General features: G+C 56.5%; 26 protein-coding genes. 16 read left to right on the forward strand and 10 right to left on the reverse strand.

From position 1 onward, the window contains the following. Positions 1-31 precede the first annotated feature (31 nt). The 4 genes from rnr to SERAS12_RS01975 all read left to right on the forward strand — a co-directional run bounded on the left by rnr (position 32) and on the right by SERAS12_RS01975 (position 5,549). Entirely contained in the window at positions 32-2,527 is a 2,496-nt protein-coding gene (rnr, locus tag SERAS12_RS01960) for a ribonuclease R (protein ID WP_013811244.1), read from the forward strand. Positions 2,528-2,586: 59 nt separating this feature from the next. Continuing rightward, positions 2,587-3,318 (forward strand): 23S rRNA (guanosine(2251)-2'-O)-methyltransferase RlmB, encoded by a 732-nt coding sequence (rlmB, locus tag SERAS12_RS01965; RefSeq protein WP_013811245.1) that lies wholly within the window; start codon positions 2,587-2,589, stop codon positions 3,316-3,318. A 116-nt stretch (positions 3,319-3,434) separates the two neighbouring features. Next, on the forward strand, positions 3,435-5,063 hold the full coding sequence (locus SERAS12_RS01970) for an isovaleryl-CoA dehydrogenase (RefSeq protein ID WP_013811246.1): 1,629 nt from the start codon (positions 3,435-3,437) through the stop codon (positions 5,061-5,063). Positions 5,064-5,150: 87 nt separating this feature from the next. Beyond that, positions 5,151-5,549, forward strand: coding sequence for a DUF350 domain-containing protein (locus SERAS12_RS01975; RefSeq protein WP_013811247.1), 399 nt, complete (start codon positions 5,151-5,153; stop codon positions 5,547-5,549). Here the strand turns inward: SERAS12_RS01975 and SERAS12_RS01980 are convergent. After that, positions 5,546-5,821, reverse strand: a complete 276-nt coding sequence (locus tag SERAS12_RS01980) for a DUF1471 domain-containing protein (protein ID WP_013811248.1) — start codon at positions 5,819-5,821, stop codon at positions 5,546-5,548. The genes SERAS12_RS01975 and SERAS12_RS01980 overlap by 4 nt on opposite strands. 111 nt (positions 5,822-5,932) lie before the next feature. Next, on the reverse strand, positions 5,933-6,241 hold the full coding sequence (gene bsmA, locus SERAS12_RS01985; protein ID WP_013811249.1) for a biofilm peroxide resistance protein BsmA: 309 nt from the start codon (positions 6,239-6,241) through the stop codon (positions 5,933-5,935). 126 nt (positions 6,242-6,367) lie between these two features. Here bsmA and yjfP point away from each other — a divergent pair, with 126 nt between their 5' ends. Beyond that, positions 6,368-7,120 (forward strand): esterase, encoded by a 753-nt coding sequence (yjfP, locus tag SERAS12_RS01990; protein WP_013811250.1) that lies wholly within the window; start codon positions 6,368-6,370, stop codon positions 7,118-7,120. 111 nt (positions 7,121-7,231) lie between these two features. On the opposite strand, the gene SERAS12_RS01995 is transcribed toward yjfP, so the two are convergent. Continuing rightward, complete coding sequence (locus SERAS12_RS01995; protein WP_013811251.1) at positions 7,232-7,498, reverse strand: DUF1471 domain-containing protein; 267 nt, start codon at positions 7,496-7,498, stop codon at positions 7,232-7,234. A gap of 456 nt (positions 7,499-7,954) precedes the next feature. Here SERAS12_RS01995 and rpsF point away from each other — a divergent pair, with 456 nt between their 5' ends. From rpsF to SERAS12_RS02015, 5 genes are all read left to right on the forward strand, one after another. Continuing rightward, entirely contained in the window at positions 7,955-8,353 is a 399-nt protein-coding gene (gene rpsF / locus SERAS12_RS02000) for a 30S ribosomal protein S6 (RefSeq protein ID WP_004952743.1), read from the forward strand. A gap of 8 nt (positions 8,354-8,361) precedes the next feature. After that, positions 8,362-8,679 carry a primosomal replication protein N gene (gene priB / locus SERAS12_RS25240; protein ID WP_004952746.1) on the forward strand — a complete coding sequence of 106 codons (318 nt, stop codon included), beginning with the start codon at positions 8,362-8,364 and terminating at the stop codon, positions 8,677-8,679. Between the two features lie 4 nt (positions 8,680-8,683). Then, positions 8,684-8,911, forward strand: a complete 228-nt coding sequence (gene rpsR, locus SERAS12_RS02005) for a 30S ribosomal protein S18 (RefSeq protein ID WP_002210155.1) — start codon at positions 8,684-8,686, stop codon at positions 8,909-8,911. 39 nt (positions 8,912-8,950) lie between these two features. Beyond that, positions 8,951-9,403 (forward strand): 50S ribosomal protein L9, encoded by a 453-nt coding sequence (gene rplI / locus SERAS12_RS02010; protein ID WP_013811252.1) that lies wholly within the window; start codon positions 8,951-8,953, stop codon positions 9,401-9,403. A gap of 109 nt (positions 9,404-9,512) precedes the next feature. Continuing rightward, positions 9,513-9,887, forward strand: coding sequence for a DUF488 domain-containing protein (locus SERAS12_RS02015; protein WP_013811253.1), 375 nt, complete (start codon positions 9,513-9,515; stop codon positions 9,885-9,887). Here the strand turns inward: SERAS12_RS02015 and SERAS12_RS02020 are convergent. Next, positions 9,869-10,534 (reverse strand): OapA family protein, encoded by a 666-nt coding sequence (locus tag SERAS12_RS02020; RefSeq protein WP_013811254.1) that lies wholly within the window; start codon positions 10,532-10,534, stop codon positions 9,869-9,871. The two genes, SERAS12_RS02015 and SERAS12_RS02020, sit on opposite strands and share 19 nt — an antisense overlap. A 288-nt stretch (positions 10,535-10,822) precedes the next feature. Between SERAS12_RS02020 and fklB the strand changes: the two genes are divergently transcribed. Next, positions 10,823-11,443 (forward strand): FKBP-type peptidyl-prolyl cis-trans isomerase, encoded by a 621-nt coding sequence (fklB, locus tag SERAS12_RS02025; protein WP_004952760.1) that lies wholly within the window; start codon positions 10,823-10,825, stop codon positions 11,441-11,443. 43 nt (positions 11,444-11,486) lie between these two features. Here the strand turns inward: fklB and ytfE are convergent, their stop codons facing one another. Both ytfE and SERAS12_RS02035 read right to left on the reverse strand, forming a co-directional pair. Next, positions 11,487-12,152 (reverse strand): iron-sulfur cluster repair protein YtfE, encoded by a 666-nt coding sequence (ytfE, locus tag SERAS12_RS02030; protein ID WP_013811255.1) that lies wholly within the window; start codon positions 12,150-12,152, stop codon positions 11,487-11,489. Between the two features lie 119 nt (positions 12,153-12,271). Further along, entirely contained in the window at positions 12,272-14,224 is a 1,953-nt protein-coding gene (locus tag SERAS12_RS02035; RefSeq protein ID WP_013811256.1) for a bifunctional 2',3'-cyclic-nucleotide 2'-phosphodiesterase/3'-nucleotidase, read from the reverse strand. A gap of 256 nt (positions 14,225-14,480) precedes the next feature. Here SERAS12_RS02035 and cysQ point away from each other — a divergent pair, with 256 nt between their 5' ends. Continuing rightward, the gene (gene cysQ / locus SERAS12_RS02040) at positions 14,481-15,221 is read left to right on the forward strand and encodes a 3'(2'),5'-bisphosphate nucleotidase CysQ (RefSeq protein WP_013811257.1); all 741 of its coding nucleotides are present in this window, start codon (positions 14,481-14,483) and stop codon (positions 15,219-15,221) included. Between the two features lies 1 nt (position 15,222). Here cysQ and SERAS12_RS02045 read toward each other — a convergent pair whose 3' ends face one another. Continuing rightward, the gene (locus SERAS12_RS02045; RefSeq protein WP_013811258.1) at positions 15,223-15,777 is read right to left on the reverse strand and encodes a YtfJ family protein; all 555 of its coding nucleotides are present in this window, start codon (positions 15,775-15,777) and stop codon (positions 15,223-15,225) included. Positions 15,778-16,102: 325 nt separating this feature from the next. On the opposite strand from SERAS12_RS02045, the gene SERAS12_RS02050 reads away from it, so the two are divergent. Continuing rightward, positions 16,103-16,309: a DUF1107 domain-containing protein gene (locus SERAS12_RS02050; RefSeq protein ID WP_004952776.1), complete on the forward strand. Its 207-nt coding sequence runs from the start codon at positions 16,103-16,105 to the stop codon at positions 16,307-16,309. Positions 16,310-16,445: 136 nt separating this feature from the next. Here the strand turns inward: SERAS12_RS02050 and SERAS12_RS02055 are convergent, their stop codons facing one another. Together SERAS12_RS02055 and msrA are read right to left on the reverse strand one after the other, a co-directional pair. After that, the gene (locus tag SERAS12_RS02055) at positions 16,446-17,777 is read right to left on the reverse strand and encodes a hemolysin family protein (RefSeq protein WP_013811259.1); all 1,332 of its coding nucleotides are present in this window, start codon (positions 17,775-17,777) and stop codon (positions 16,446-16,448) included. 187 nt (positions 17,778-17,964) lie between these two features. Next, positions 17,965-18,606: a peptide-methionine (S)-S-oxide reductase MsrA gene (msrA, locus tag SERAS12_RS02060; protein ID WP_013811260.1), complete on the reverse strand. Its 642-nt coding sequence runs from the start codon at positions 18,604-18,606 to the stop codon at positions 17,965-17,967. 288 nt (positions 18,607-18,894) lie between these two features. On the opposite strand from msrA, the gene SERAS12_RS02065 reads away from it, so the two are divergent. The 3 genes from SERAS12_RS02065 to SERAS12_RS02075 are packed head-to-tail and all read left to right on the forward strand — an operon-like array spanning position 18,895 to position 24,796. Beyond that, on the forward strand, positions 18,895-20,631 hold the full coding sequence (locus SERAS12_RS02065; RefSeq protein ID WP_013811261.1) for an autotransporter assembly complex family protein: 1,737 nt from the start codon (positions 18,895-18,897) through the stop codon (positions 20,629-20,631). Further along, positions 20,628-24,446, forward strand: coding sequence for a translocation/assembly module TamB domain-containing protein (locus SERAS12_RS02070; protein WP_013811262.1), 3,819 nt, complete (start codon positions 20,628-20,630; stop codon positions 24,444-24,446). Before SERAS12_RS02065 ends, SERAS12_RS02070 begins: the two co-directional genes overlap by 4 nt. Before the next feature lie 2 nt (positions 24,447-24,448). Further along, on the forward strand, positions 24,449-24,796 hold the full coding sequence (locus SERAS12_RS02075; RefSeq protein ID WP_006317485.1) for a gamma-glutamylcyclotransferase: 348 nt from the start codon (positions 24,449-24,451) through the stop codon (positions 24,794-24,796). Between the two features lie 53 nt (positions 24,797-24,849). Here SERAS12_RS02075 and ppa read toward each other — a convergent pair whose 3' ends face one another. Next, positions 24,850-25,380, reverse strand: a complete 531-nt coding sequence (gene ppa, locus SERAS12_RS02080) for an inorganic diphosphatase (RefSeq protein ID WP_004952787.1) — start codon at positions 25,378-25,380, stop codon at positions 24,850-24,852. Between the last annotated feature and the right edge of the window lie 225 nt (positions 25,381-25,605).

Genomic DNA, 25,605 nt, shown 5'->3' on the forward strand with positions numbered 1-25,605 from the left:
GCACCCTGCTGATGACAACGGAGGAACCGCAATGTCACAAGATCCATTCCTGGAACGAGAAGCAGAAAAATATGAGTCCCCAATCCCGAGCCGTGAATTCATTCTGGCCCATCTGGCGAAAAGAGAAACGCCGGCCAGCCGCGAAGAGCTGGCCAAAGAGCTGGATTTAACCGGTGAAGAGGCGCTAGAAGCGTTACGTCGCCGCCTGCGCGCGATGGAGCGTGACGGTCAATTGATATTTACTCGCCGCCAGTGCTATGCGCTGCCGGAACGTCTGGATCTGCTGCGCGGTACCGTGATTGGTCATCGCGACGGCTTTGGTTTCCTGCGTATTGAAGGTAGCAAAGACGACCTGTATTTGTCGGCTGAGCAGATGAAAATGGCGATCCACGGCGATGTGGTGCTGGCGCAAGCGATGGCTGCCGACCGTAAGGGCCGCCGTGAAGCGCGCATCGTGCGCGTATTGGTGCCGAAAACCAGTCAAATCGTCGGCCGCTTCTTTATGGACGCGGGTACCGGCTTTGTGGTGCCGGACGACAGCCGTCTCAGCTTTGATATCCTGATCCCTGCCGAGGCCGTCAGCGGTGCGCGCATGGGCTTTATGGTGGTGGTTGAACTGACCCAACGCCCGACCCGTCGCACCAAGGCGGTAGGCAAGATTGTTGAGATCCTCGGCGATAAAATGGGCACCAGCATGGCGGTGGACATCGCACTGCGTACCCATGAGATCCCGCATGTCTGGCCGCCGCAGGTGGAAAAACAGGTTGCCGATCTCAGCGAGCAGGTACCCGAGGCCGCCAAGAAAGGCCGTGTTGACCTGCGTCAGCTGCCGCTGGTAACCATTGACGGCGAAGACGCGCGCGATTTCGATGACGCCGTTTACTGCGAGAAAAAACGCGGCGGTGGCTGGCGCCTGTGGGTGGCCATTGCCGATGTCAGCTACTACGTGCGCCCGCGTACCGCGCTGGATGACGAAGCGCGCAACCGTGGCACCTCGGTGTACTTCCCGTCGGAGGTTATCCCGATGCTGCCGGAAGTCCTTTCCAACGGCCTGTGTTCGTTGAACCCGCAGGTTGATCGTCTGTGTATGGTGTGTGAGATGACCATCTCCGCCCAGGGCCGCCTGTCGACGTCCAAATTCTATGAAGCGGTAATGAGCTCCCACGCCCGCTTAACCTACAACAAAGTCTGGCATATTCTGCAGGGCGATCAGGAGCTGCGTGAGCATTATCACCCACTGGTCAAGCACCTGCAGGAACTGCACACCATGTACAAGGTGTTGGATCAGGCGCGCGCCGAACGTGGCGGCATCGCCTTCGAAACCGAAGAAGCCAAGTTTATTTTCAACGCCGAACGCCGTATTGAGCGCGTTGAGCCAACGGTACGCAACGACGCGCACAAGCTGATCGAAGAGTGCATGATCATGGCGAACGTCGCCGCTGCACGCTTTGTCGAGAAGCATAACGAGCCGGCACTGTTCCGCGTGCACGATCGCCCAAGCGACGATCACATTACCGCACTGCGCAGCGTGTTGGGTGAACTGGGCCTGACGCTGGGGGGCGGTAACAAGCCGCAGCCGAAGGACTACGCCACCCTGATGGATGAAGTGGCTGAGCGCCCTGACCGCGAAATGCTGCAAACCATGCTGCTGCGTTCGATGAAACAGGCGATCTACGATCCGGAAAACCGCGGGCACTTTGGCCTGGCACTGGCCTCTTATGGCCACTTTACCTCGCCAATTCGCCGCTATCCTGACCTGGCTCTGCACCGTGCGATCAAATATCTGCTGGCTAAAGAGCACGGCCAGCCGAAAGAGCGCTGGACGCCGACCGGCGGCTGGCACAGCGAGTTTGAAGAAATGCTGCAGCTCGGCGAACACTGCTCGATGACCGAACGCCGCGCTGATGAAGCGACGCGTAACGTTGCCGACTGGCTGAAATGCGACTTTATGCAGGATCACGTCGGTGAAGTGTTTAGCGGCATTATCGCCAGCGTAACCGGCTTCGGCTTCTTCGTGCGCTTGAACGATCTGTTTATCGACGGCCTGGTGCACGTCTCAACGCTGGATAACGATTATTATCGTTACGATAATATCGGCCAGCGCCTGATCGGCGAATCCTCGGGCATGGTTTATCGCTTGGGTGATACGGTGGAGATCCGCGTTGAAGCGGTGCATATGGACGAGCGCAAGATTGATTTTGCCCTGGTCTCCAGCACCCGCAAACCGCGCGGCGAAGGTAAAACCGAACGCGATCGCGCCAAGAACGGCGGCCAACGCACCTTGCGTGACGGTGCCGGTGCAGGCCGCGCTCCGGCATCACAGCGCAACAAGCGTCGTGGTGGCAAGCCACCGGCCAACTTTGAGCCGGACAGCGCCTTCCGCAAAAAAGACGAAGCCAAACCGGCTGACCAGGTGAAGAAAGATAAAAAGGCGAAAGCCAAGAAAGCGTCTGACAAAACCCGGAAAATAGCGGCGGCTACCAAGGCCAAGCGCGCCGGCAAGAAGAAAGGTGCTGAGCAGGCTTAACCTGCCGCACGTCATTATCACCGGCAGGCATTTGCCAGCCGCACAGTAAAAAGAGCATCATGAGCGAAATTATTTACGGTATTCATGCCGTCAAAGCCCTGTTAGATAACGATCCACAGCGCTTCCTGGAAGTGTTTATTCTGAAAGGGCGCGACGATCGCCGGCTGCAACCGCTGATCGCCGAGCTGGAAGCGACCGGCATTGTTATCCAGGTGGCGAACCGTCAGTGGCTGGATGAAAAAGTCGAGGGCGCAGTACATCAGGGTATTATCGCCCGGGTGCGCGAAGGGCGTCAGTATCAGGAAAATGATTTACCGAGCCTGCTGGCAAGCGTGGATACGCCATTCCTGCTGGTACTGGACGGCGTGACCGACCCGCACAACCTCGGCGCCTGCCTGCGCAGCGCGGATGCGGCCGGCGTGCATGCGGTTATCGTCCCGCGCGATCGTTCCGCCCAGTTGAACGCCACCGCCAAGAAAGTGGCCTGCGGCGCGGCGGAAAATGTCCCGCTGATCCGCGTTACCAACCTGGCGCGCACCCTGCGTTTGTTGCAGGAAATGAACGTCTGGGTCGTCGGCACCGCCGGCGAAGCCGACCATACGCTGTTCCAGAGCAAAATGACCGGTCCGATGGCGTTGGTGATGGGGGCTGAAGGCGAAGGCATGCGCCGCCTGACCCGCGAACACTGCGATGAGCTGATCAGCATCCCGATGGCGGGGACGGTTTCTTCTCTGAACGTCTCTGTTGCTACCGGCATCTGTTTGTTCGAAGCGGTGCGCCAGCGCAGCTGATTTATCCACGGGGGCGCTTGCGCCTCCGTCAATTTCCCACCTTGTGATCCCGCCTCCGGCAAAAATCCCCCTTGTGGCCATAATTACTCCTGAAGCCTTTATCAGGGAGCAAGCCGATGGTCTGGACAACGCATACCGTTTTCAATCAACCCAAGCCGCTGGGCAACAGCAATCTGTTTCTGTCTGATACGCCGCTGCATGAGGCGGTACAGCGCGAGCAGGCTGGCTGGGACACAGACGTACTGGCCTCGCTGGGCCAACAGCTGGGCACCCAGGAGTCGCTGGAGCTGGGGCGACTCGCCAACGCCAATCCACCTGAACTGCTGCGTTATGATGCCACCGGGCAGCGCCTGGACGACGTTCGTTTCCATCCTGCCTGGCATATTTTGATGCAGGGGTTGATCGCCAACCGGGTGCATAACCTGCCGTGGCAGGAGGATGCCCGCATCGGTGTGTTTGTAGCGCGTGCCGCACGCTTTGTGCTGCATGCACAGGTGGAAGCCGGCACTTTATGCCCAGTGACGATGACCTTTGGCGCTATTCCTCTACTGCAACGCCTGTTGCCCTCAGAATTTCAATCCTGGCTGTCGCCGCTGCTTTCCGACCGCTACGATGCGCATTTGTCACCGGGTGGGCAAAAGCGGGGTTTGCTGATTGGTATGGGAATGACCGAAAAGCAGGGAGGATCCGACGTGCTGAGCAATACCACCACCGCCACCCCGTTAACGGCTCGCGGTTCTGGGGAAGCGTACCGGTTGGTGGGGCACAAATGGTTCTTCTCGGTGCCGCAAAGTGATGCGCATCTGGTGCTGGCGCAGGCCGAAGGCGGCCTGTCCTGCTTCTTCCTGCCGCGTATTTTGCCCGACGGTACGCGCAATGCGATACGGCTGGAACGGTTGAAAGATAAGCTGGGCAACCGTTCCAACGCCAGCAGTGAGGTGGAGTTCCAGGATGCCACCGCCTGGCTGCTGGGTGAGGAAGGGGATGGCGTGCGGCATATCCTCAAAATGGGTGGTCTGACGCGCTTTGACTGCGCGCTGGGCAGTCACGGCTTGATGCGGCGTGCGTTATCGGTAGCCTTGTACCATACCCTGCAGCGGCAGGCATTTGGCAAAACGCTTATCGAACACCCGATGATGCGTCAGGTATTGGGGCGGATGGCGTTACGGCTGGAAGGGCAGACAGCGGCGCTGATGCGCCTGGCGCGGGCTTATGACAGCGCCGACGATCCTCTTGAGCAGGCATTGTGTCGGGTGCTGACCCCGGCGGCGAAATTTGAGGTCTGCCGACAAGGGATCCCTTTTGTGGGAGAGGCCATGGAGGCGTTGGGGGGCTTGGGTTATTGCGAAGAGAGCGAACTGCCGCGACTGTATCGTGAAATGCCGGTGAACAGCATCTGGGAAGGTTCCGGCAACATTATGTGCCTGGACGTGATGCGAGCCTGGGGACGATTACCGGCGGTACAGGAAGCTCTGGACCGTGAATTTGGTGAGGTGAAGGGACAGAATCGACATTTTGACCTCCAGTGGCGACAACTGAGCCAACTGATGCGTAAACCCCGTGAGGAACAGGGACGGGCGGTCGCCAGCTCGTTATTCAATCTGTTCGCGGCGGCACAGCTTCTGCGCTACAGTTCACCACCGCTGGCGGAAGCCTGGTGTCAAATGACGCTCGACGCCCGTGGCGAACGGGTACTGCCTGACCGGTTGTGCGATATGCTGTTTGCCAGAGCGATGGGCGGCTAGGGAAAACAGTGGCGTCGCAACAGAAAAAACTTTTTAATTCAGCACTTGGCCCGTAAGGGATACTGACCTCTGACCAGGAAACATGACATGGATATTCTCAGCGCGTTGGCGGCATTCGCCTCTTATTTCTTCAGTGGCTTTGCCATGGTTCTGGTGTTCTTGTTTGTCTATACCCGCATTACGCCGCATGACGAATGGGCGTTGATCAAGGCCGACAATCAGTCAGCCGCCTTCGGATTCGTCGGTGCCTGCCTGGGGTATGTGATCCCGCTGGCCAGCGCAGCGATCAACTCGATCAGCCTGCTGGACTACCTGCTGTGGGGCGTAGTGGCGCTGGTGGTGCAACTGTTGCTGTTTGCTGCGGTAAAAATCTACATGCCGCGCATCAGCGACAAGATTGAGTCCAATCACCTGGCCGCCGGGATTTTTCTGGGGGGCGTTTCGATCAGCGGCGGCGTGTTAAATGCGGCTTGCATGAGTTATTAAAGATAAAAAATCGCCGAGGCGCGCCAGCCGGGCTGATGCGCCTGTTCCTCCATCTGCAGAATACGGTAATAGCTTGCCCCATGCTCATCAGCCTTGCGGGCAATGACCTGTTCGACGTCCTGAGGCGAGCCTGAAAGATTATTCAGGGTGATTTGCGCAATTTCACTGAGCGGTGTAACACGGTCTGCGGGCGCCAGTTCGGCAGACTGGGCGCTAACAGTGAGCAACCCCACGGAGAGCAGGAGGGTGGTGAGTGCGGCGGAGCGTTTCATGGCGTTCCCCTTCGTCGAACGACCGCAGGTTGCGGCAGGTTGACCGCCAGTGTGCAATATCCAACTTCAGTCTGTGCAAAGCCATTGTAAATATGGTTAAAACGCCGCAGCTTACCGATACAGGATCGCCTGCGAATACCATTGGCCGGGAACGACGGTTTCGCTGTTCATGATGATCATGTAATAGCGCGCGCCGCTGGCGTTGGCCTTCCTGTTAATCTCCGCTTCCACATCCATCGGGCTGCCGTAAACCAGGGCGCTGGTGGTGCCTATCTTTACCAACTCAGAAGTTTGCGCTCGGGTGATCTCCTGTGCCCGATCGGTTGGCGGCGGCGGGGCTTTTGGTGTCGTGGTCATTATGCCGCAGGCGGAAAGCACGGTAGCCAGCGTCAGGGGGAGCAGCAGGCGGGAAAGTTTCATGGACACCTCGGGGAAACCGCTATCATGGCTTCAGTGTAACCCAATATAAAGTGGAACAGATTGAGCTAATGCTTTTAGCTCAAGTTTGCCATTATGAAGGCAACAGGTACGCAGAGGGAAAAACGGATGATTGAAATACATGACGAACGGGTGGGCGAGGTTGCGGTGATCCATGCTGTGCCGGCGGGGCAGTATCATCAGCCGCTGCCGACGGTGTTTTTCTACCATGGTTACACCTCGTCGAAAGAAGTGTACGCCTACTTTGCCTATGCGTTGGCCAGGGCGGGTTTTCGCGTGGTGCTGCCGGATGCCGATCTGCACGGCGAGCGCTTTGACGGTGATGAACAGCGGCGGTTGGCCAGCTTCTGGGAGATCCTCAAACGCAATATCGACGAGCTGCCGGCGCTCAAAGCGCAGTTTGAACAGCGTGGCCTGATTGCCGACGGGCGGATCGGCGTAGCCGGCGCCTCAATGGGCGGCATGACCACCCTGGGCTGTTTTGCGCGTCATCCGTGGATTAAAGCGGCTGCCAGCCTGATGGGGAGCGGTTATTACACCTCGTTGGCCCAGACGCTGTTTCCGCCGTTGGATGAGCAGGGCAACCTTTTGACTGCCGCCGGTTTTGAGGCGCGCATTGCCGTTCTGGCGGATTACGGTCTGGAGCATCAGTTGGAAAAGGTTACCGATCGCCCGCTGCTGCTGTGGCACGGCGAGACGGACGATGTGGTGCCGGCGGCGGAAAGCCTGCGCCTGGCGACCGAACTGCGCCAGAGCGGCTGGGATCGTCAACTGACGTTTATTACCGAGCCGGGCGTCAAGCACCGCATCACGCCGTTGGCGTTGTCCGCGACCGCAGACTTTTTCCGCCGCGAGCTGTAAAAAAAGCCCCCTGAATAATAGGGGGCCAGGTATTTCGGTTCAGCGAGAGCGTCGCCTGTTCTCATTTGCCGCTTGTTGGCGCGGCTTCGTTCCCTGGTGCTGCATTTTCGCTTAGCGATACAGCTCGGCGCTGACGTGAAGGGTGCTGTTGCTGTCCGGCTCATGCAGGGCAATGATGCGGTAGGCGGTGGCACCCCGCTGGTCGGCTATTTTGCTCACCTGGCTGGTGGCGTCATCCGGCGATACCACGTTCTGGTTTAGAGTCACGAAACCGACGCTCTGGCGCTGGTCGGCCTCATGCGAAGTGATTTCGGTGGCGGCCATGACGTTGGCGGAAAACAGTAAAGCAATGGCGGTGGCGATGGTAATGCGTTTCATATTGCCTCTCTTAACCGTTTGCTTCAACGGCCTGACAGCGGGTGCCAGTGCAGCAAAAAGTTATTTATATACATTGAATAACTTCAAATCTTTTTCGTCGCGCTGTCTGCGGCGGATAAGTACAATTTTAGACCTTCCGGCCGGATTAAAAAGTGTGTGGTTTTGATAGCCTCTATCAAAAAAAATGAATAAAACTTATGCGTCGATGATGATTTCATTGAAAGATTTTTGGAACTGATGGATCTGCATACATAGGTTCCGCAGAGAGCAAATCGTGCTATTTTTGCATTGGCCTCGCATTGCCGATAATAAACCTCACGCTGTCCTTGAGTTTTTCAACCTCCGCAAGTATGATTACGCGTCATTTTTTCAGCCGTACACACATACACGTTCCTTGCTTCCATGGGCCACGGTTGACCCTGACAGGAGGCTGAATAATCCGTAAGGAGCAATTCGATGCGTCATTACGAAATCGTTTTTATGGTCCACCCTGACCAAAGCGAACAGGTTCCGGGCATGATCGAGCGTTACAGTGCTACCATCACTAACGCTGCTGGTCAGATTCACCGTCTGGAAGACTGGGGCCGCCGTCAACTGGCTTACCCGATCAACAAACTGCACAAAGCCCACTACGTTCTGCTGAACGTTGAAGCTCCGCAGGAAGCGATCGATGAGCTGGAAACAAACTTCCGCTTCAACGACGCCGTTATCCGCAGCATGGTTATGCGCGTTAAGCACGCGGTAACTGAAGCATCTCCGATGGTTAAAGCGAAAGACGAACGTCGTGGCGATCGCCGCGAAGACTTCGCTAACGAAACCTCAGATGATGCAGATGCTGGGGATTCTGAAGAGTAATTGCTGCTGTGACGTCTAATCGTCTGGTTTTGTCGGGCACTGTGTGCAAGGCGCCGGTTCGAAAGGTGAGTCCTTCCGGGATCCCCCACTGCCAGTTTGTGCTAGAGCACCGTTCGCAGCAGGTGGAAGCCGGATTTAGCAGACAAGCATGGTGCCGAATGCCCGTGGTTGTCAGTGGACAACAGTCACAAGCACTAACTCAAAGATTAACGGTCGGCAGTCAGATAACCGTGCAAGGCTTCGTTAGCTGCCATCAAGGGCGCAACGGGCTGAATAAACTGGTTCTGCATGCCGAGCAGATTGAATTGATAGATTCTGGAGACTAGCCTAATGGCACGTTATTTCCGTCGTCGCAAGTTCTGCCGTTTCACCGCGGAAGGCGTTGTTGAGATTGATTACAAAGATATCGCAACGTTGAAAAACTACATTACCGAAAGTGGTAAAATTGTCCCGAGCCGTATCACCGGTACTCGTGCAAAATACCAGCGTCAGCTGGCTCGCTGCATCAAGCGTGCTCGCTACTTGTCCCTGCTGCCATACACTGATCGTCATCAGTAATCGGCCGCTGTCTATTAACGACTTTAAGAGGATAAGGTAATGCAAGTTATTCTGCTTGATAAAGTAGCAAACCTGGGCAGCCTGGGTGATCAGGTTAACGTTAAAGCGGGCTACGCCCGTAACTTCCTGGTACCACAGGGCAAAGCTGTTCCTGCTACCAAGAAAAACGTAGAGTTCTTCGAAGCACGTCGTGCTGAACTGGAAGCCAAACTGGCTAACGTTCTGACTGCTGCTGAAGCTCGCGCAACCAAGATCAACGAACTGGGTTCAGTAACCATCGCGTCTAAATCAGGCGACGAAGGTAAACTGTTCGGCTCTATCGGCACCCGCGACATCGCTGACGCAGTTACTGCGGCAGGCGTTGAAGTTGCCAAGAGCGAAGTTCGTCTGCCGAACGGCGTTCTGCGTACCACTGGTGAACATGAAGTTGAGTTCCAGGTACACAGCGACGTGTTCGCTAAGCTGAATGTAGTTGTGGTTGCAGAAGCTTAATCGCTCCTGCCAGCCAAGTTAAAACGCCAGCCTTGCGCTGGCGTTTTGCTTTTCTGCGCCCGGTAAAACGCGCTACCCTGCGATTACCCTTGGTGAGGAGAAGCAGTAAATGGCCGACATCAATTTACAGCGCGTCTATGACTTTACCGGTCCGGCGCCGGAGAACTGCTACCTGATTGATCGGCTGTGGCCGCGCGGGGTTAGCAAGGAACGGTTACTGGGCGTGCAGTGGCTGAAGCAGGTTGCGCCGGATAACGCACTGCGGCAGTGGTTTCATCAACACGTCGATCAATGGGAAGAGTTTGAACGCCGCTACCGGTTGCAGCTGGCGGAAAACGAAGCCTGGCAGCCGCTGGTGACGTTATTGCGGCAGGGGCAGGCCTTGACCTTGCTGTACGGCAGTAAAGACACACAGCACAACCAGGGCGTGGTGCTGCGTGACTTCCTGTTGGCTCAACGGGCGGATTACCGCTCGCGGCGATAGCCGCCGTCGGCCTGACGGCGGAACAGGGCCTGGGTATTGTCTGCGGTGGTGACCGACAGCGCGATAATCACGCCGTTGGCATCACGTTCGATACGCACTTCCTGACCTACCTTCATGTTGCTGAGCGGCTTGTCGCTCCCTTCCACTTGCGCCATGGCGAAGACTTCGTTCACCGGCAGGCTGTTATCGCGAAATAACTGCGCCAGCGTTTGGCCAGGCTGGATCTGGTAGCGTTGCCAATTACCCGCAGGTTCCGGTTCGGCCGCTTGCTGCTGGCCGTTATCTTGCAGATCGGCCTGCAGCGGTATGCCGTTGCCCTGCTGGGTGACCGGGAATGGCTGCTTCTCTGACGAGTAAGGCCATAACAGCGCCAACAGCAGAATCACGCCGAAGATAAGGGTCCAGCGACGATGGAAATAAGGCAGCGGTTCCATCCAGCCGAAGCTGTCCGGCAGGTGCCAGATCTTCAGCAGTAACGCTTTGATTCCCTCTCCTTTGCCGTTTACCGGCGGTTGCTCTGAATCCGGATCTTCTGCCGCCTCTGGCGCAGGGCCAGGTTTCAGGCGCTGGCTGAAGTTCAGCCAGGTGCGCAGCAACGGCTGGTAGATACGGGTGGTTTTCCTTTTCCTGGGCGAGATTCTGCCCATGGTGACCTCTCTTCAACTGCGTAAAAATGCCACAGTACAACATGGTGTACCGCCGGCCCGATTTCCTGCTTTCAGTATAGTCCGCTAACTGTTTGAAGTGAAAGGCAGCAGCAATTCAATGGCTGTCGCGGCAGGCGATGAGCCTGGGATCGCGGGAACGGGCGTTAACAGGGGGCCATTGTTTCTTTTTCTACGACAAAAGTCATCATTCTCCACACAAGATTTTACCCGGCTTTCCGGCACTGTTATGCTGCGCCTTCGACTTTTTACAGACTAAAGGAAAACCCCATGACAACCCCTTCTTTTGACAGCGTTGAAGCGCAAGCAAGTTACGGGATTGGTTTACAGGTCGGCCAGCAGTTGCAAGAGTCCGGTCTGGAAGGTTTACAACCGGAAGCTTTGCTGGCAGGTTTGCGCGACGCGCTGGAAGGGAATGCCCCGGCGGTTCCGGTAGACGTAGTGCACCGTGCACTGCGTGAAATCCACGAGCGTGCGGATGCCGTGCGTCGTGAGCGCCAACAGGCAATGGCCGTTGAAGGTCAGCAGTTCCTGGAAGACAACGCCAAGCGTGACGAAGTGACGCTGACCGAATCCGGCCTGCAGTTCTCCGTGCTGGAGCAGGGTAATGGCCCAATCCCGTCCCGTCAGGATCGCGTGCGCGTGCATTACACCGGTCGTCTGATTAACGGCGACGTGTTCGACAGCTCCGTAGAGCGCGGCCAACCGGCAGAATTCCCGGTTAGCGGCGTGATCCCAGGCTGGATCGAAGCGCTGACCCTGATGCCGGTCGGCTCCAAATGGCAGCTGTATATCCCGCACGATCTGGCCTACGGCGAGCGCGGTGCCGGCGCATCCATCCCGCCATTCAGCGCGCTGGTGTTTGACGTCGAGCTGTTGGAAATTCTGTAATTCAATAACAGATTTCTCTGGGCGCCTTAATGGCGCCCTTGTTTTATGCGCCGCTCAGCGCACGTGGAAACAGCAGGTTGTTCTCCAGATTGATGTGTTCCATCAGGTCGTCGATGAACTCGTCGATGCCGCCATACAGCGCCTGCCAGGTATTGCATGCCCCTTCCGGTGGCGTCACGTTATGGGTGAGAAACTTCACCACCTCCAGCTGTTCACCCGCTTCGTCATGCTCATGCTCCATCACCGAGATCGGCCCGGCGGCCTGGCGCCCCATGCCCTGTTTGATCATCGGGAACAGGATCTGCTCTTCTTTCATCATGTGGTTTTCCAAATCCAGCCGGATCAGGTTCAGCTGTTTAGCCAGGCCGCGCGGGCAGGTGGGCTTATCTGCGTGTACCCGCTCAACCTTTTCTGCCATCAGCACCAGTTCGGTCAACTGTTCACGGTGCCGTTGATGGAAGCGCGGCAGAATGTGGTCAATCACTTCGTCGAGCGGCGCAGTGCGCCAGTCGCGGGTTTGTTCCGGTTTGGCGGCGAGGGCGGCCAGCTCGGTTTCCAGCCGGTCGATATTCAGCCCTTTGCGCTCGGCGGCGCGTTGCAGCGTTTGCTTGCCGCCACAGCAATAATCCAGATCGTTCAGACGAAACAGGCGGGATGCCCGGGGAATGGCGATGGCGAGTGCGCCGAGGGATTGATTGCGGTAATCCATGGTAGTGCCTCTTTAAATGAAGGAATTTTATAACATGCATTTTAAATGCAATTTAAAGGGTGCGCCAGAGAGAAAAAGGGGTAGGTAGCCGAGGGAAGGTATTTCCCTCGGCCTGGTGCTTATTTACTGCTCAAATCGATCTGATAAACCGCAAAACCAATACTGTCCGTGCCCTCAGCCTTCATCGGGTACTGCGCATGCGTTTTGATAAACGCAGTGGCTTTCTCACTGGGTGACGTTTCGAAGCGGATATCCAGCGGCTGTGTACTGCTGAATGCCGCCAGGCGCCAGTTATTGTCCACCTGCGGCCGTACCGCGCCGTGTTTTTTAGTCTCGGCACCGATATACGCCGCCAGTACCGAACGGTTCTCGTCCGGCGACGCGAAGGCGATGTGTTTGTCGCCGGTGCCGGCAAACTTGCCGCCGTAAGCGCGATAGTTATTGGTGGCAACCAGGAAAGTGGCGTTCGGATCGATCGGCTTGCCCTTGAACGTTAGCTGCTTGATGCGTTCGGCCTTGTCATTGATCAACTGGCATTCGCCGTCGTAGCGCGCCGGTTGGCTGACGTCGATCTGATAATTCACACCGTCAATCACGTCGAAGTTATAGGTGCGGAAGCCGTCCCAGTTAATCAGGCCTTGTGGTTTGTTGCTGGTGACGTCGATCTGATTGAACTGCCCGGTCGAGCATTCCAGCCATTCCTTCACCTCTTTGCCACTGGCTTTCACCACCACGAGCGTGTTGGGGTAGAGATAGAGATCGGAAGCGTTGCGGAAGGTGAGCTGGCCTTTTTCCACTTCCACGAAGCTGGCCGGGTCGTTTTTGCGTCCGCCGACTTTAAACGGCGCTGCGGCTGACAGCACCGGCAGGTCAGCCAGGTCCGGATCGCCTTGAATGTAGTGCTCGACATAGGCCTTCTGCGCATTGTTGACGATCTGCACCGTCGGATCGTCCTGCACCAGCGCCAGATAGCTGTACATGTTGTCGTCAGACTTGCCGACCGGCTGGCTGACGAAGTCTCGCGTGCCTTTATGATCCTCTGCCAGCACTTTCACCAGCGCCGCGTCTTCCGCTGCCAGCGATTTCTTGTTTTCTTTGTCGTAGATCGGCCGCGCTTCCGCTTTGGCGGAGGCCACTTTCCAGCTACCGGAGTCGTTGTTCAGTTGTAGGTCTACCACGCCGAGGTGATCGCCCCATTGGCCCGGCATGACCGCCGGTATGCCATTCAGCAGACCTTTTTCAATATCTGCGCCTTTGATAGCGGCAAAGTCTTTGCTCGGGAACACTGCGTGGGCATGGCCGAACATGATGGCGTCAATGCCCGGTACCTGGCTGAGGTAGTACACCGAATTCTCCGCCATGGCCTTATAGGGTTCGCTGGAAAGGCCGGAGTGCGGGATTGCCACCACCAGGTCTGCGCCCTGTTTACGCATTTCAGGCACGTAGCGTTTGGCGGTTTCGGTAATGTCATTAACCGTCACCTTGCCTTGCAGATTGGCTTTATCCCACACCAGAATTTGCGGGGGGACGAAGCCGATATAGCCGATGCGTAAAGTATGTTTCTTGCCGTCACGGTCTTTTACCGGCGTATCGACGATAATATAAGGGGTGAATAGCGGTTTTTGAGTTTTAGCGTCGATCACGTTGGCGCTGATATACGGGAATTGGGCGCCGGCAATGGCGTTTTTCAGGTAGTCCAGCCCGTAGTTGAATTCATGGTTACCAATATTGCCGACCACGTAATTCAGCGTATTCATCGCCTTGTATACCGGGTGTACGTCGCCCGGCTTCAGCCCCTTGGCCGCCATATAGTCGCCCAGCGGGCTGCCCTGAATAATATCGCCGTTGTCCACCAGCACCGCATTGGTGGCCTGCTGACTTGCCTGCTCGATCAGGCTTGCGGTGCGCACCAGACCGAATTTATCGGTCGGTTTATCCTTGTAGTAATCGAAGTCCATCATGTTGCTGTGCAGGTCGGTGGTTTCCAGTACACGCAGATCGACCGTTGCCGCCTGCGTTGAGGCGCAAACCAGCATAGCGAGGGCGGACAACGTCAGCGGACGCTTCATCATTTTTGGCTTTCTCCTTTCCATTATTTGAGTTTTATCGCAGAGAGACATGTAATTAACATTGGTTGTCTCACCAAACTGTGAAGTGTGGCAGAAAATTGACCGAGGTAACGCAGGAAATGTCACAGTTGTGACGGCAAAGACTTGAGTAAATACCGGTGGTTAAACCGTTGTGATGGATATTCCATGCAAAAAAAACTAGGCTGCTAGCAATGAGGAAGGGGAAATGACCCACGGAACTGCATATCTGAGGTGAATGATGTTAGAGCAAATTTGCCAACTGTCCCGCGAGGCGGGGGCGGCAATCATGGCGGTGTATGACGGTGAACAACCGCTTGATGTCGCGCAGAAAAAAGATGATTCACCGGTGACGGCGGCCGATCTGGCGGCGCATCATATTATCAAACGTGGGCTGGCGGCGTTAACGCCGGACGTGCCGCTGCTGTCGGAGGAAGATCCGCCGACCTGGGAGGTGCGTCAGAACTGGACGCGTTATTGGCTGGTCGATCCGCTGGACGGCACCAAGGAATTCCTCAACCGCAACGGCGAGTTTACGGTCAACATCGCGCTGATTGAAGACGGCCAGGCGGTAATGGGCGTGGTTTACGCACCGGCGATCGACGTGTTGTACCTGGCCGAGCGCGGTAAAGCCTGGAAAGAAGAGAAAGGACAACGCCAGGCGATCAGCGTCAGCAACGCCCATCCGCCGCTGGTGGTGGTGAGCCGCTCCCACAGCGATGAAGAATTGAAGGATTACCTGAACCAACTGGGCGAGCATCAGACTATTTCTGTCGGATCATCGCTGAAGTTCTGTTTGGTGGCGGAAGGAAAGGCGCAGCTCTATCCGCGTTTTGGGCCGACCAATATCTGGGATACCGCCGCCGGCCATGCCGTCGCGGTGGCTGCCGGGGCGCAGATCCACGACTGGAAGGGCCAGCCGTTGCTTTATACGCCGCGTGAATCTTTCCTCAACCCCGGCTTCCGGGTTTCGCTGTTCTGATTCAGTTCAGGAGCTGGTGCAGTTGGGTCATGACCTGCTGCACCTCTTCCGGCGTCAGCGCGCCGTCTTTGGCGAATTGGATCTTGCCCTGTTTATCCAGCACCACAATGGCTGACCCCTTCGGCTGCAGATCCCAGGCTTTGCGAACGTTACCGTTGCTGTCGACCACAAACTGCGACCACGGAAACTCTTTCTTGCTGCCCTCAATGCTGTTGCGAACAAACATCGCGGTGCCGAGCAGGGCGTCGTCGGTATTGACTATTGTCGTCGTTTGGTAACGTTCGTGCGGTAGCTTAGCTTTTTTAATCGCTTCTATCAGTGGGTCGTTCATGTCCTTGGCGGAGCTGCGGCCGGCAATATGCTGGATCACTCGCACTTTCCCACTGAGCTGTGCGCTATTCCAGTTTTTATAGCTAAACTTATCATTAGCGTAATTTAACTCTCCCTTATCGCTGACGCCGACCGGCGCGACGCGTTGCTGGAGCTGGAAGTTGTGCGCAGAGGCCAAAAGGGGAGCAAACAGCAGGGATACAATGAGCATGCTACTTTTTTTCATGCCTTCTCCTTGGAAGGGGACGGTGCCGACAGCACCCAACAGCCTAAAGCATAGACGGTGATCGGAGGTCTGTCCTGTTAGCCGGATCGCAGTTTTTCCTTCTGGGAGGTAATACCTTTATTTTGAAGGGATATACTGAGAAAGTTATATATTATCATATACAATTCTGTCAAAAAGTGTAAATCCAGTGAAGATGACCAAGCGGAAGTGAACGATATGGTCTTTACTAGGTCTACTACATGGCAATCAAGTTGCGTTCTTATTTTAGAGGCTGCCACCTTGGCGGCTCGCTGAGCGCATGGACCAAACGGAGGAGAGTAAAAGAATGAGAATCTTCCAGCGTTATAACCCATTGAAAGTGGCGAAGTACGTAAAGACCCTGTTTCGTGGCCGGCTGTATATCAAAGATGTAGGCGCGTTCGAGTTCGACGAAGGGAAAATCCTGATACCGAAAATTCGTGACAGGCGCCACTTCAGTGTGATGTCAGAGGTGAACCGGCAGGTGTTGTTGCTGCAATCTGAGATGGGTTAATGCGCTATACCCGTCGTATTTCAAGCGGCAGCGTTGTTTTCTGCAATTTGAAATTCATAGGGTAAATTTTGTGTACCTGCAAAAGCCCCAATTATCGCGGCCCCGATGGGGCCGCTGACGTTTTTGCCGGCAGGGGTCAGGCTGGGGAGTTGTCCCCCGGCGCTTTTGGCGGCACCGCGGCAGGTTTGTCGCTCAATCGAGTCACCAGCAACTGATCAATCTTGTAGCTGTCGATGTCCACCACCTCAAATTTATAGCCGGCGTACTTAACGAAGTCAGTGCGTTTCGGGATCTTGCGCAGCATGTACATCATAAAGCCGCCAATGGTTTCGTAGTTGCCCGCCTGCGGGAACTCGTCAATGTGCAGCACGCGCATCACATCTTCGATCGGCGTGCCACCCTCAATCAGCCATGAACTTTCGTCACGCGCCACGATCTGCTCTTCCTGGCCCTGGCCCACCAGATCGCCCATCAGCGTGGTCATTACGTCATTCAGCGTAATGATGCCCACCACCAACGCATACTCATTAAGAATAACGGCAAAGTCCTCGCCGGCAGTTTTAAAGCTTTCCAGCGCTTCAGACAGCGTCAGGGTGTCGGGTACGATCAGTGCCGCACGGATCTGTACGCCACTGCTCAGTACCAGGCTCTGGTTGCCCAGCACGCGGTTCAGCAGGTCTTTGGAGTCGACGTAGCCAACCACCTGATCGATGTTGCCATCGCACACCAGGAACTTGGAGTGCGGGTGGGTCGAGACCTTCTGAATGATGCTTTCTTCGCTCTCGCGCAGATCGAAGTAAACCACGCTTTCACGCGAAGTCATCGAAGAGGGAACGGTACGCGATTCCAGCTCGAACACGTTTTCGATCAGCTCATGTTCCTGTTTACGCAGCACGCCCGCCAGGGCGCCGGCTTCCACCACCGCATAAATGTCGTCGGAGGTGATGTCGTCTTTACGTACCATCGGCAGCTTGAACAGGCGGAAGATCAGGTTTGCCATGCCATTGAAGAACCACACCAGCGGCCGGAAAAGCATGATCGAGAAACGCATCGGGTTGATGATCCGGACGGCGAACGTCTCTGGTGCAATCATACCGATGCGCTTCGGGGTCAAATCTGCGAACAGGATAAACAGGCTGGTCACCAACACGAACGAACAGATAAAGCTAACCTGCTCCGCCAGTTCCGGTGACAGAAAACGATCGAACAGCAGTTTGAACGTCGGAGAAAAAGCCGCATCGCCCACGATACCGCCGAGGATGGCCACGGCGTTCAGGCCAATTTGCACTACGGTAAAATACAGGCCCGGCGTTTCCTGCAGTTTGAGCACCTTGGCGGCGTTGACGTTACCTTCGTCAGCCATCATTTTCAGTTTAATCTTGCGTGATGCAGCCAGAGATATTTCCGACAGTGAGAAAAACGCACTCACGGCGATCAGAAAAAGAATCAGTAAAATACTGTTTAACATATTCTATCCATACGTGCCGACGGGATGACGGCGCTCTTGAGGAAGGGTCGTACCTTGTAAAAAAAGAATTGCAGGGGGCCGCATCTCGCGCCCGCCAGAGCTTTATCAAAAATCAGGGCCGCAAATGCGACCCCGCACAGTATAGCAGCAGCCCCACAGGGGCCGCCAGCGGTTAAAAAATAGTAGGTTAGCCTTGTGGCGGCAGACAAACGCCGATCCCGCCCAGGCCGCAATAGCCTTCAGGATTTTTATACAGGTATTGCTGATGGTCGTCTTCGGCATAGTAGAACGGCAGTGCCGGCGTGACTTCGGTGGTAATGGTGCGCTTGTCGCCGGCGTCATCCATCGCCTGCTGGAAACGTTGCCGGCTGCTTTCGGCTTCAAGCTGCTGTTCCGGCGTCAGCGTGTAAATCGCCGAACGGTACTGAGTACCGACGTCGCCGCCCTGACGCATGCCCTGCGCCGGGTCATGGTTCTCCCAGAACACCTGCAGCAGCTGCTTATAGCTGACGATTTTCGGATCAAACACTACGCGCACCACTTCGGTGTGGCCGGTTTGACCGCTGCACACTTCGCGGTAGGTCGGGTTTGGCGTGTAGCCGCCGCTGTAGCCTGCGGCGGTGCTGTAGACGCCCGGTTGTTGCCAGAACAGGCGCTCGACGCCCCAGAAGCAACCCATGGCGAAGATCGCCACTTCCATGCCATCCGGGACGTGAGTCATCGAATGATCGGTGACCACGTTGAGCGTCGCAACCGGCATCGGCGTCGTGCGGCCAGGCAGTGCGTTCGCCTTGTCGACGGTTTGGGTTTTATCAAAAAATGGCACCACGGTTGACTCCTGTTGTCACAGTAAGAATTGGCCCAAGACACAGCGGTTCGGTTGTATCTAACCGCAACTTTGCCCACAATAAGCTGCATATTGAGATTAAGTGTCAGCTTAACGCAGTATTTTGAGCGCCAAAAGCGAAGAATGCGCCTGTTTACGGCGACAGTAAAACGGTAACACGCAGCGTCTGGAATAACGCTGAAGAGGGCTGCCGTCCTGATAGCGCGGAGTCTGCCCTGGCACCAGAGAGCGATGTTATAACAGGAACGTAAAATAAATTAAGGAGAACGCGTGCCACGATACCGTGCCCTGTGCTTTTTTTGTGCGCTGCTCGCGACGCCCGCGGCGTTTTCGGCGAATGTGCGGCTGCAGGTTGAAGGACTCAGCGGGGAATTGGAGAAAAACGTCCGGGTACGGCTGTCTTCCATTACGCCGGAAGAAGTCGGCACCGATGGGCGGTTCCGCGCACGCGTGGATGAAGCCGTCCGCCAGGGGCTGCGTGCGCTGGGTTATTATCAGCCCACCATCGATTTTACGCTGGATGACCGCCCTGGGCTGGCGCGCCCCGTGCTGCATGCCAAGGTGAACCCGGGCGAGCCGGTGCGGATTGCCGGTGCCAATATCCAGTTGGAAGGCGGCGCGAAAACCGACGAAGACTATCTGCAATTGGTCAAAAAGGGCCGGCCGACGATAGGCGAGATCCTTAATCACGGCAAATACGACGGCTTCAAAAGTTCTCTGACCGGCATGGCGTTGCGCAAAGGCTATTTCGATGCCGATATGACCAAGAGTCAACTGGGCGTGGCAGAGGATCTGCATAAGGCTTATTGGGACATCGACTTCAACAGCGGGCAGCGCTACCGCTTCGGCAAGGTGAAGTTCCAAGGTTCGCAAATCCGCGAAGACTACCTGCAAAATCTGGTGCCCTTTCATCAGGGGGATTATTACAGCTCGGAAGAGTTGGCCGAGCTGAACCGTCGTTTGTCCGCGACCAACTGGTTTAACTCGGTGGTGGTGTCCCCTGATTTCCAGGATTCCAAAGAGAACAAGATTTTGCCGTTAGATGCGCTGGTTACGCCGCGCACCCGCAATACCATCGAAACCGGGGTTGGTTATTCCACCGATGTCGGCCCCCGGGTAAAAGGTACCTGGAAAAAACCGTGGCTTAACGATCGCGGGCATAGCCTGGAAACCAGCGCCAGCATTTCCGCACCGGAACAGCAGCTGGATCTGACCTATAAAATCCCACTGCTGAAGAACCCGTTGGAGCAGTATTACCTGCTGCAGGGCGGCTTCAAGAACGTCGATCTCAACGATACCAAGTCCGTTACGTCAAAAGCGGTGGTTTCCCGCAATTGGGATCTCTCCAGCGGCTGGCAACGAGCGCTGAACCTGACCTGGCGTCTGGACCACTTTACCCAGGGTACCGTCACCGACACCACCATGCTGCTGTATCCCGGCGTCAGCGTTAACCGTACCCGCTCGCGCGGCGGTCTGATGCCGACCTGGGGCGACAGCCAGCGTTATTCTCTCGACGTGTCCGATACCACCTGGGGTTCCGGCGTCGACTTTGCGCTGATACAGGCGCAGAACGTCTGGATCCGCACCTTGGCCGATAAACACCGTTTTGTCGCACGTGGGCAGGTTGGCTGGATCGAAACCAATAACTTTGAAAAAGTGCCGCCGGATCTGCGTTTTTTCGCCGGTGGAGATCGCAGCATTCGCGGCTACAAATACAAAGGCATTTCACCCCGTGACGATGACGGCAAGCTGACCGGCGCCTCCAAAATGCTGACCGGCTCGCTGGAATACCAATACAACGTGACCGGCAAATGGTGGGGCGCGTTGTTCGTGGATTCCGGCGAAGCGGTGAACGATATCAAGCAAAGCAACGTCAAGACCGGCGCCGGTTTCGGCGTGCGCTGGCAGTCGCCGGTAGGCCCGGTGAAGCTGGATATCGCCGCTCCGGTTGGGGATAAAGACACCCACGGGGTGCAGTTCTATATTGGTTTGGGGCCTGAATTATGAGCCTGATTAAAAAGATTTGTCTGGGATTCCTGATCGTTTTGCTGCTGCTGATCGGCGGGTTGGCTTATTTGCTCGGCACCACCAGCGGCCTGCATACGGTTATCAACGGCGCTGCGCGTTGGGTTCCGGGGCTGGATATTGCCGGCGTCAGCGGCGGTTGGCGCGATTTGACGCTAAAGGGCGTGAAATACCAGATGCCGGGCGTGACGGTAAATGCCGGGCAGTTCCATCTTTCGCTGGATTTGTCGTGTTTTAAACGCAGTTCGCTGTGCGTTAACGCCCTGACTGCGCAGGACGTGGACGTGGTGGTGAAAACCAAAGAGATGACGCCGTCGGCGCCGGTGGAAGAGACCGGCGAGCCGACCACGAATCTGAGCACGCCGTACCCGATCACCTTGCGCATGCTGGCGCTGAACAACGTCAAGGTCAGCGTCGACGACACGGCGATTTCACTGGGCGAGTTCCGCACCGGTGCACAGTGGCAAGAGCGCGCACTGACCCTGTTGCCGACTAAAATCAGCTCGCTGCTGATCGCTCTGCCGAAAACGCCGCAAAACCCATTGCCGGAAGCCGTGCAACCGGTTGTCGAGGTGGCGAAAAAGGTCGGTGAAAAAGTCGATGAGGCTGCCAAGCCTGCGCCACAGCCGGAAGAGAAGCCACTGGGCGACACGCTGAAAGAACTGTTCGCCAAACCGCTGTTGCCGGATCTGCCGGACATCCGTCTGCCGCTGGATATCGCCGTCAAGGAAATCAGCGGTGAACAGCTGCGGCTGACTGGCGACACCGAGGTGTTGATCACCAGCCTGCTGCTGCAGGCCAGCACTAAAGACCAGCATATCCAGCTGGACAACTTTGATGTGAAATCGCCGCAGGGCACGCTGTCCGCCCAGGGGCAGGCGACGCTGGCCGGCAACTGGCCGATGGAGATGGTGGCGAACGGCACGCTGAATATTGAGCCGCTGAAGGGCGAGAAGGTCAAACTGAACCTCGGCGGCGGGTTGCGTGACGAGCTGAAAGTGGCGCTCAATCTGTCCGGGCCGGTCGGCGCGCAGTTGGATATGCAAACTCAATTGGCTGAGGCCGGTTTGCCGCTGGCACTGACGCTGCAAAGCAAACAGCTGAAATGGCCGCTGAGCGGCGAGGCGCAATACCAAATCAACGATTTCCGCCTGCGCTTCAACGGCAAGGCGACCGACTATGCGCTGTCGACGCGCGCCAACATCAAAGGCCAGGATCTGCCGCCGGCGGTGCTGACGCTGGATGGCAAAGGCAACGTCGAACAGTTCAAACTGGATCGCTTGCGGCTGGCCGCCTTGCAGGGTAATGCCGATTTGACCGCGTTGGTGGACTGGAGCAAGGCCATCAGCTGGAATTCACAATTGATGTTAAGCGGTATTAATACCGCCAAACAGTGGCCGGAATGGCCGGCGAAGCTGGATGGGAAGATCACCACTCGCGGCAGCCTGCATGGCGGCAGCTGGCAATTGCAGGTGCCGGTGCTGCAGCTCGACGGCAACGTGAAGCAAAATAAGGTCACCGCGCGCGGCTCGCTCAGCGGCAACGCTGCCGGGCAGTGGAAAATCCCCGGTATCGATCTGACGCTGGGGCGTAACCAACTGAACGTCAAAGGCCAACTGGACGAGAAAAGTTGGAATCTGGATGCGAACATCGACGCGCCGCGCCTGGACGGCGCGCTGCCGGGGCTGGGCGGTACGGCGAAAGGCCTGCTTAAACTGCGTGGCAACCTGCAGGCGCCTCAGTTGCTGGCCGATCTGACCGCTTCCGGTCTGCAGTGGCAGGCGCTGCGCATCAATCGGGTTAAAATTGACGGCGACGTGCGCTCCAGCGATCAGATTCAGGGGCAACTGGCGGTTCGGGTTGAACAACTGAAGCAGGATGCTCTGGAGATCAGCCTGCTGACGCTGGATGCCAAAGGCAGCGAAAAACAGCATCAGCTGCAACTGAAGATCAACGGCAAGCCGGTATCCGGCCAACTGGCGCTGCAGGGCAGTTTCGATCGCCAGCAGCAGCGCTGGCGCGGCAACCTGAACAATACCCGTTTCGATACCCCGGTGGGCGAATGGCGGTTAACGCGCGCCATTACGCTGGACTACCTGAATACCGCACAGAAAATCAGTATCGGGCCGCACTGCTGGCAGAACCCGAACGCCGAACTGTGCGTGCCGAAAACCATTGAGGCCGGCCAGAGCGGCCAGGCCAGCGTAGTGCTGAACCGCTTTGATCTGGCGATGGTGAAACCTTTCCTGGGGCCGGAAACGGCCCTGAGCGGTGTGTTCTCCGGCCGGGCGGATGTTAGCTGGAAACCGGGTGGCGCGTTGCCTGATGCGAAAGTCTCGCTGGTGGGCAACGGGGTGAAAGTGGTGCAGCAGGTGCAGGGTAATGCGCTGCCGATCGCTTTCGATACGCTGAATCTCAACGCCGGGCTGACCAACGGCCGCGCTCAGGCGGACTGGTTGATCAAGCTGCACAATAATGGCCAGTTTAACGGTAACATCCAGGTCACCGACCCGCAGGTGCGCCGCAATATCAGCGGTAATGTCAATATCACCAATATCTCGCTGGCGATGATCAATCCGGCGCTGATGGATGGGGAAAAAGCGGCGGGCATGTTGAACGCCAACCTGCGTTTGGGCGGCAGCGCGCAGAAACCGCTGGTGTATGGCCGGTTGGCGCTGGATAAGGTGGATATCGATGGTCACTGGATGCCGTTTGACATGACTGACGGCCGCTTGGTGGTTAACTTCGATGGCATGACTTCGACGCTGGAGGGGCTGATCGGCACGACCCGTGGGCAACTGAACCTGTCCGGTGACGCCGACTGGCGCGATATCAACGCCTGGCGCGCCCGTATCGCCGCCAAGGGCGATAAGCTGCGGGTGACGGTGCCGCCGATGATCCGCATCGACGTTTCGCCTGATCTGGTCTTCGAGGCGACGCCGCAGTTGTTCTCGCTCAACGGCTCAGTCAATATTCCGTGGGCGCGCATAACGGTGCAGGAGCTGCCGGAAAGTGCGGTAGGCGTCTCTTCCGACGAAGTGATGCTGGATGATCAACTGAAACCCATACAGCCGAAAACCGCCAGCATCCCCATCAACAGTAATCTGATGATCCACGTCGGCAACGATGTACGCCTGGATGCCTTTGGCCTGAAAGCCAAACTGAAGGGCGATTTGAAAGTGGTGCAGGACAAGAACGGCCTGGGCCTGAATGGCCAGATTGACATCCCTTCCGGTCGCTTCCATGCTTATGGTCAGGATCTGATTGTCCGCAAAGGCCAGTTGCTCTTCTCTGGGCCGCCGGATCAGCCGTTGCTCAACATCGAGGCGATCCGTAATCCAGACTCGACCGAAGACGGCGTTACCGCCGGGGTTCGCGTCACCGGGCTGGCGGATGCACCGAAGCTGGAAGTGTTCTCAGACCCGACTAAATCGCAGCAGGAAGCCTTGTCTTATCTGCTGCGTGGGCAAGGTTTGGGCAGTTCCGGCGCCGACGGCAACGCAATGACCTCAATGTTAATTGGGATGGGGGTTGCACAAAGTGGTCAACTTGTGGGTAAAATCGGCGAGGCGTTTGGCGTAAGTAATTTGGCCCTGGACACTCAGGGGGTTGGCGACAGCTCTCAGGTTGTCGTGAGCGGCTATGTTCTCCCTGGCTTACAAGTAAAATATGGGGTGGGCATTTTCGACTCGCTGGCCACGCTGACGTTGCGTTACCGCCTGATGCCTAAGTTGTATCTTGAAGCGGTGTCTGGTATCGACCAGGCATTAGATTTGCTCTATCAGTTTGAGTTTTAGCGATGCGAATAATTGTCTACGGCAGTTTACGACGCAAACAGGGAAACAGCCATTGGATGACCAACGCCCAATGGCTCGGCGAGCATGAGCTCGAAGGCTATCAGATTTATAATCTGGGCCATTACCCGGCGGCGATCCCTGGAGAGGGCACGGTGCATTGTGAGGTGTACCGTATTAACTCATCGATTCTGGCAGAGCTGGACGAACTGAAAAGCAACACCAAGGACTATAAGCGCGAGCTGATTCAGACGCCTTATGGGAGTGCGTGGATCTACCTGTATAAACACAGTGTGGACGGTTACCCGCGGATTAACAGCGGCGACTGGTTGAAGCGTCTCGACGAAAAGTAATAAAAAAAACACCGCTCATTGAGCGGTGTTTTTTCATCGGACGGCGGCAAGAATTACTTCTTGGCAGCGCGTTCGAAAGAGGCAACGATTTCAGCTTTGGCAGCGGCAGCGTCTGCCCAGCCTTCCACTTTCACCCATTTGCCTTTTTCCAGATCTTTATAATGCTCGAAGAAATGGGCGATCTGGGCACGCAGCAGTTCTGGCAGGTCGTTCACATCTTTGATGTGATCGTACTCTTTGGTCAGCTTGCTGTGCGGAACGGCAACCAGTTTCGCATCTTCACCGGCTTCGTCGGACATCTTCAGCACGCCTACCGGACGGCAGCGGATCACAGAACCCGGCTGCAGCGGATACGGGGTCGGTACCAGTACGTCAACCGGGTCACCGTCCAGAGACAGGGTGTGGTTGATGTAACCGTAGTTGCACGGATAGAACATCGCGGTGGACATGAAACGGTCAACGAACAGCGCGCCGGTGTCCTTGTCGATTTCATATTTGATCGGATCGGCGTTAGCCGGGATTTCGATAACAACGTAGATGTCTTCCGGCAGGTCTTTGCCAGCTGGGACCAGATTCAAGCTCATGTCGGTTTCCTTTAATCAAACCAGAAATGGAGTGGCGGCTATTATAGCGGACTCTTTTGCGATTTCCTGCCCTTTTCATCACCGGCTCCCCTGTGGGGCGCCATCCACCGCATTTCCAGATTAATCCTCCAACAAGGTTAAGTTTTTCCCGCGGTTGCCGATAACTTCATCAAATAATAATGAGTCGGCGAAGTCTGGCTCTGCGTTTTACCTCCCCCTACGTTT

Origin of the sequence: Serratia sp. AS12 (assembly GCF_000214195.1) — a bacterium.
Classification (GTDB): domain Bacteria; phylum Pseudomonadota; class Gammaproteobacteria; order Enterobacterales; family Enterobacteriaceae; genus Serratia; species Serratia plymuthica.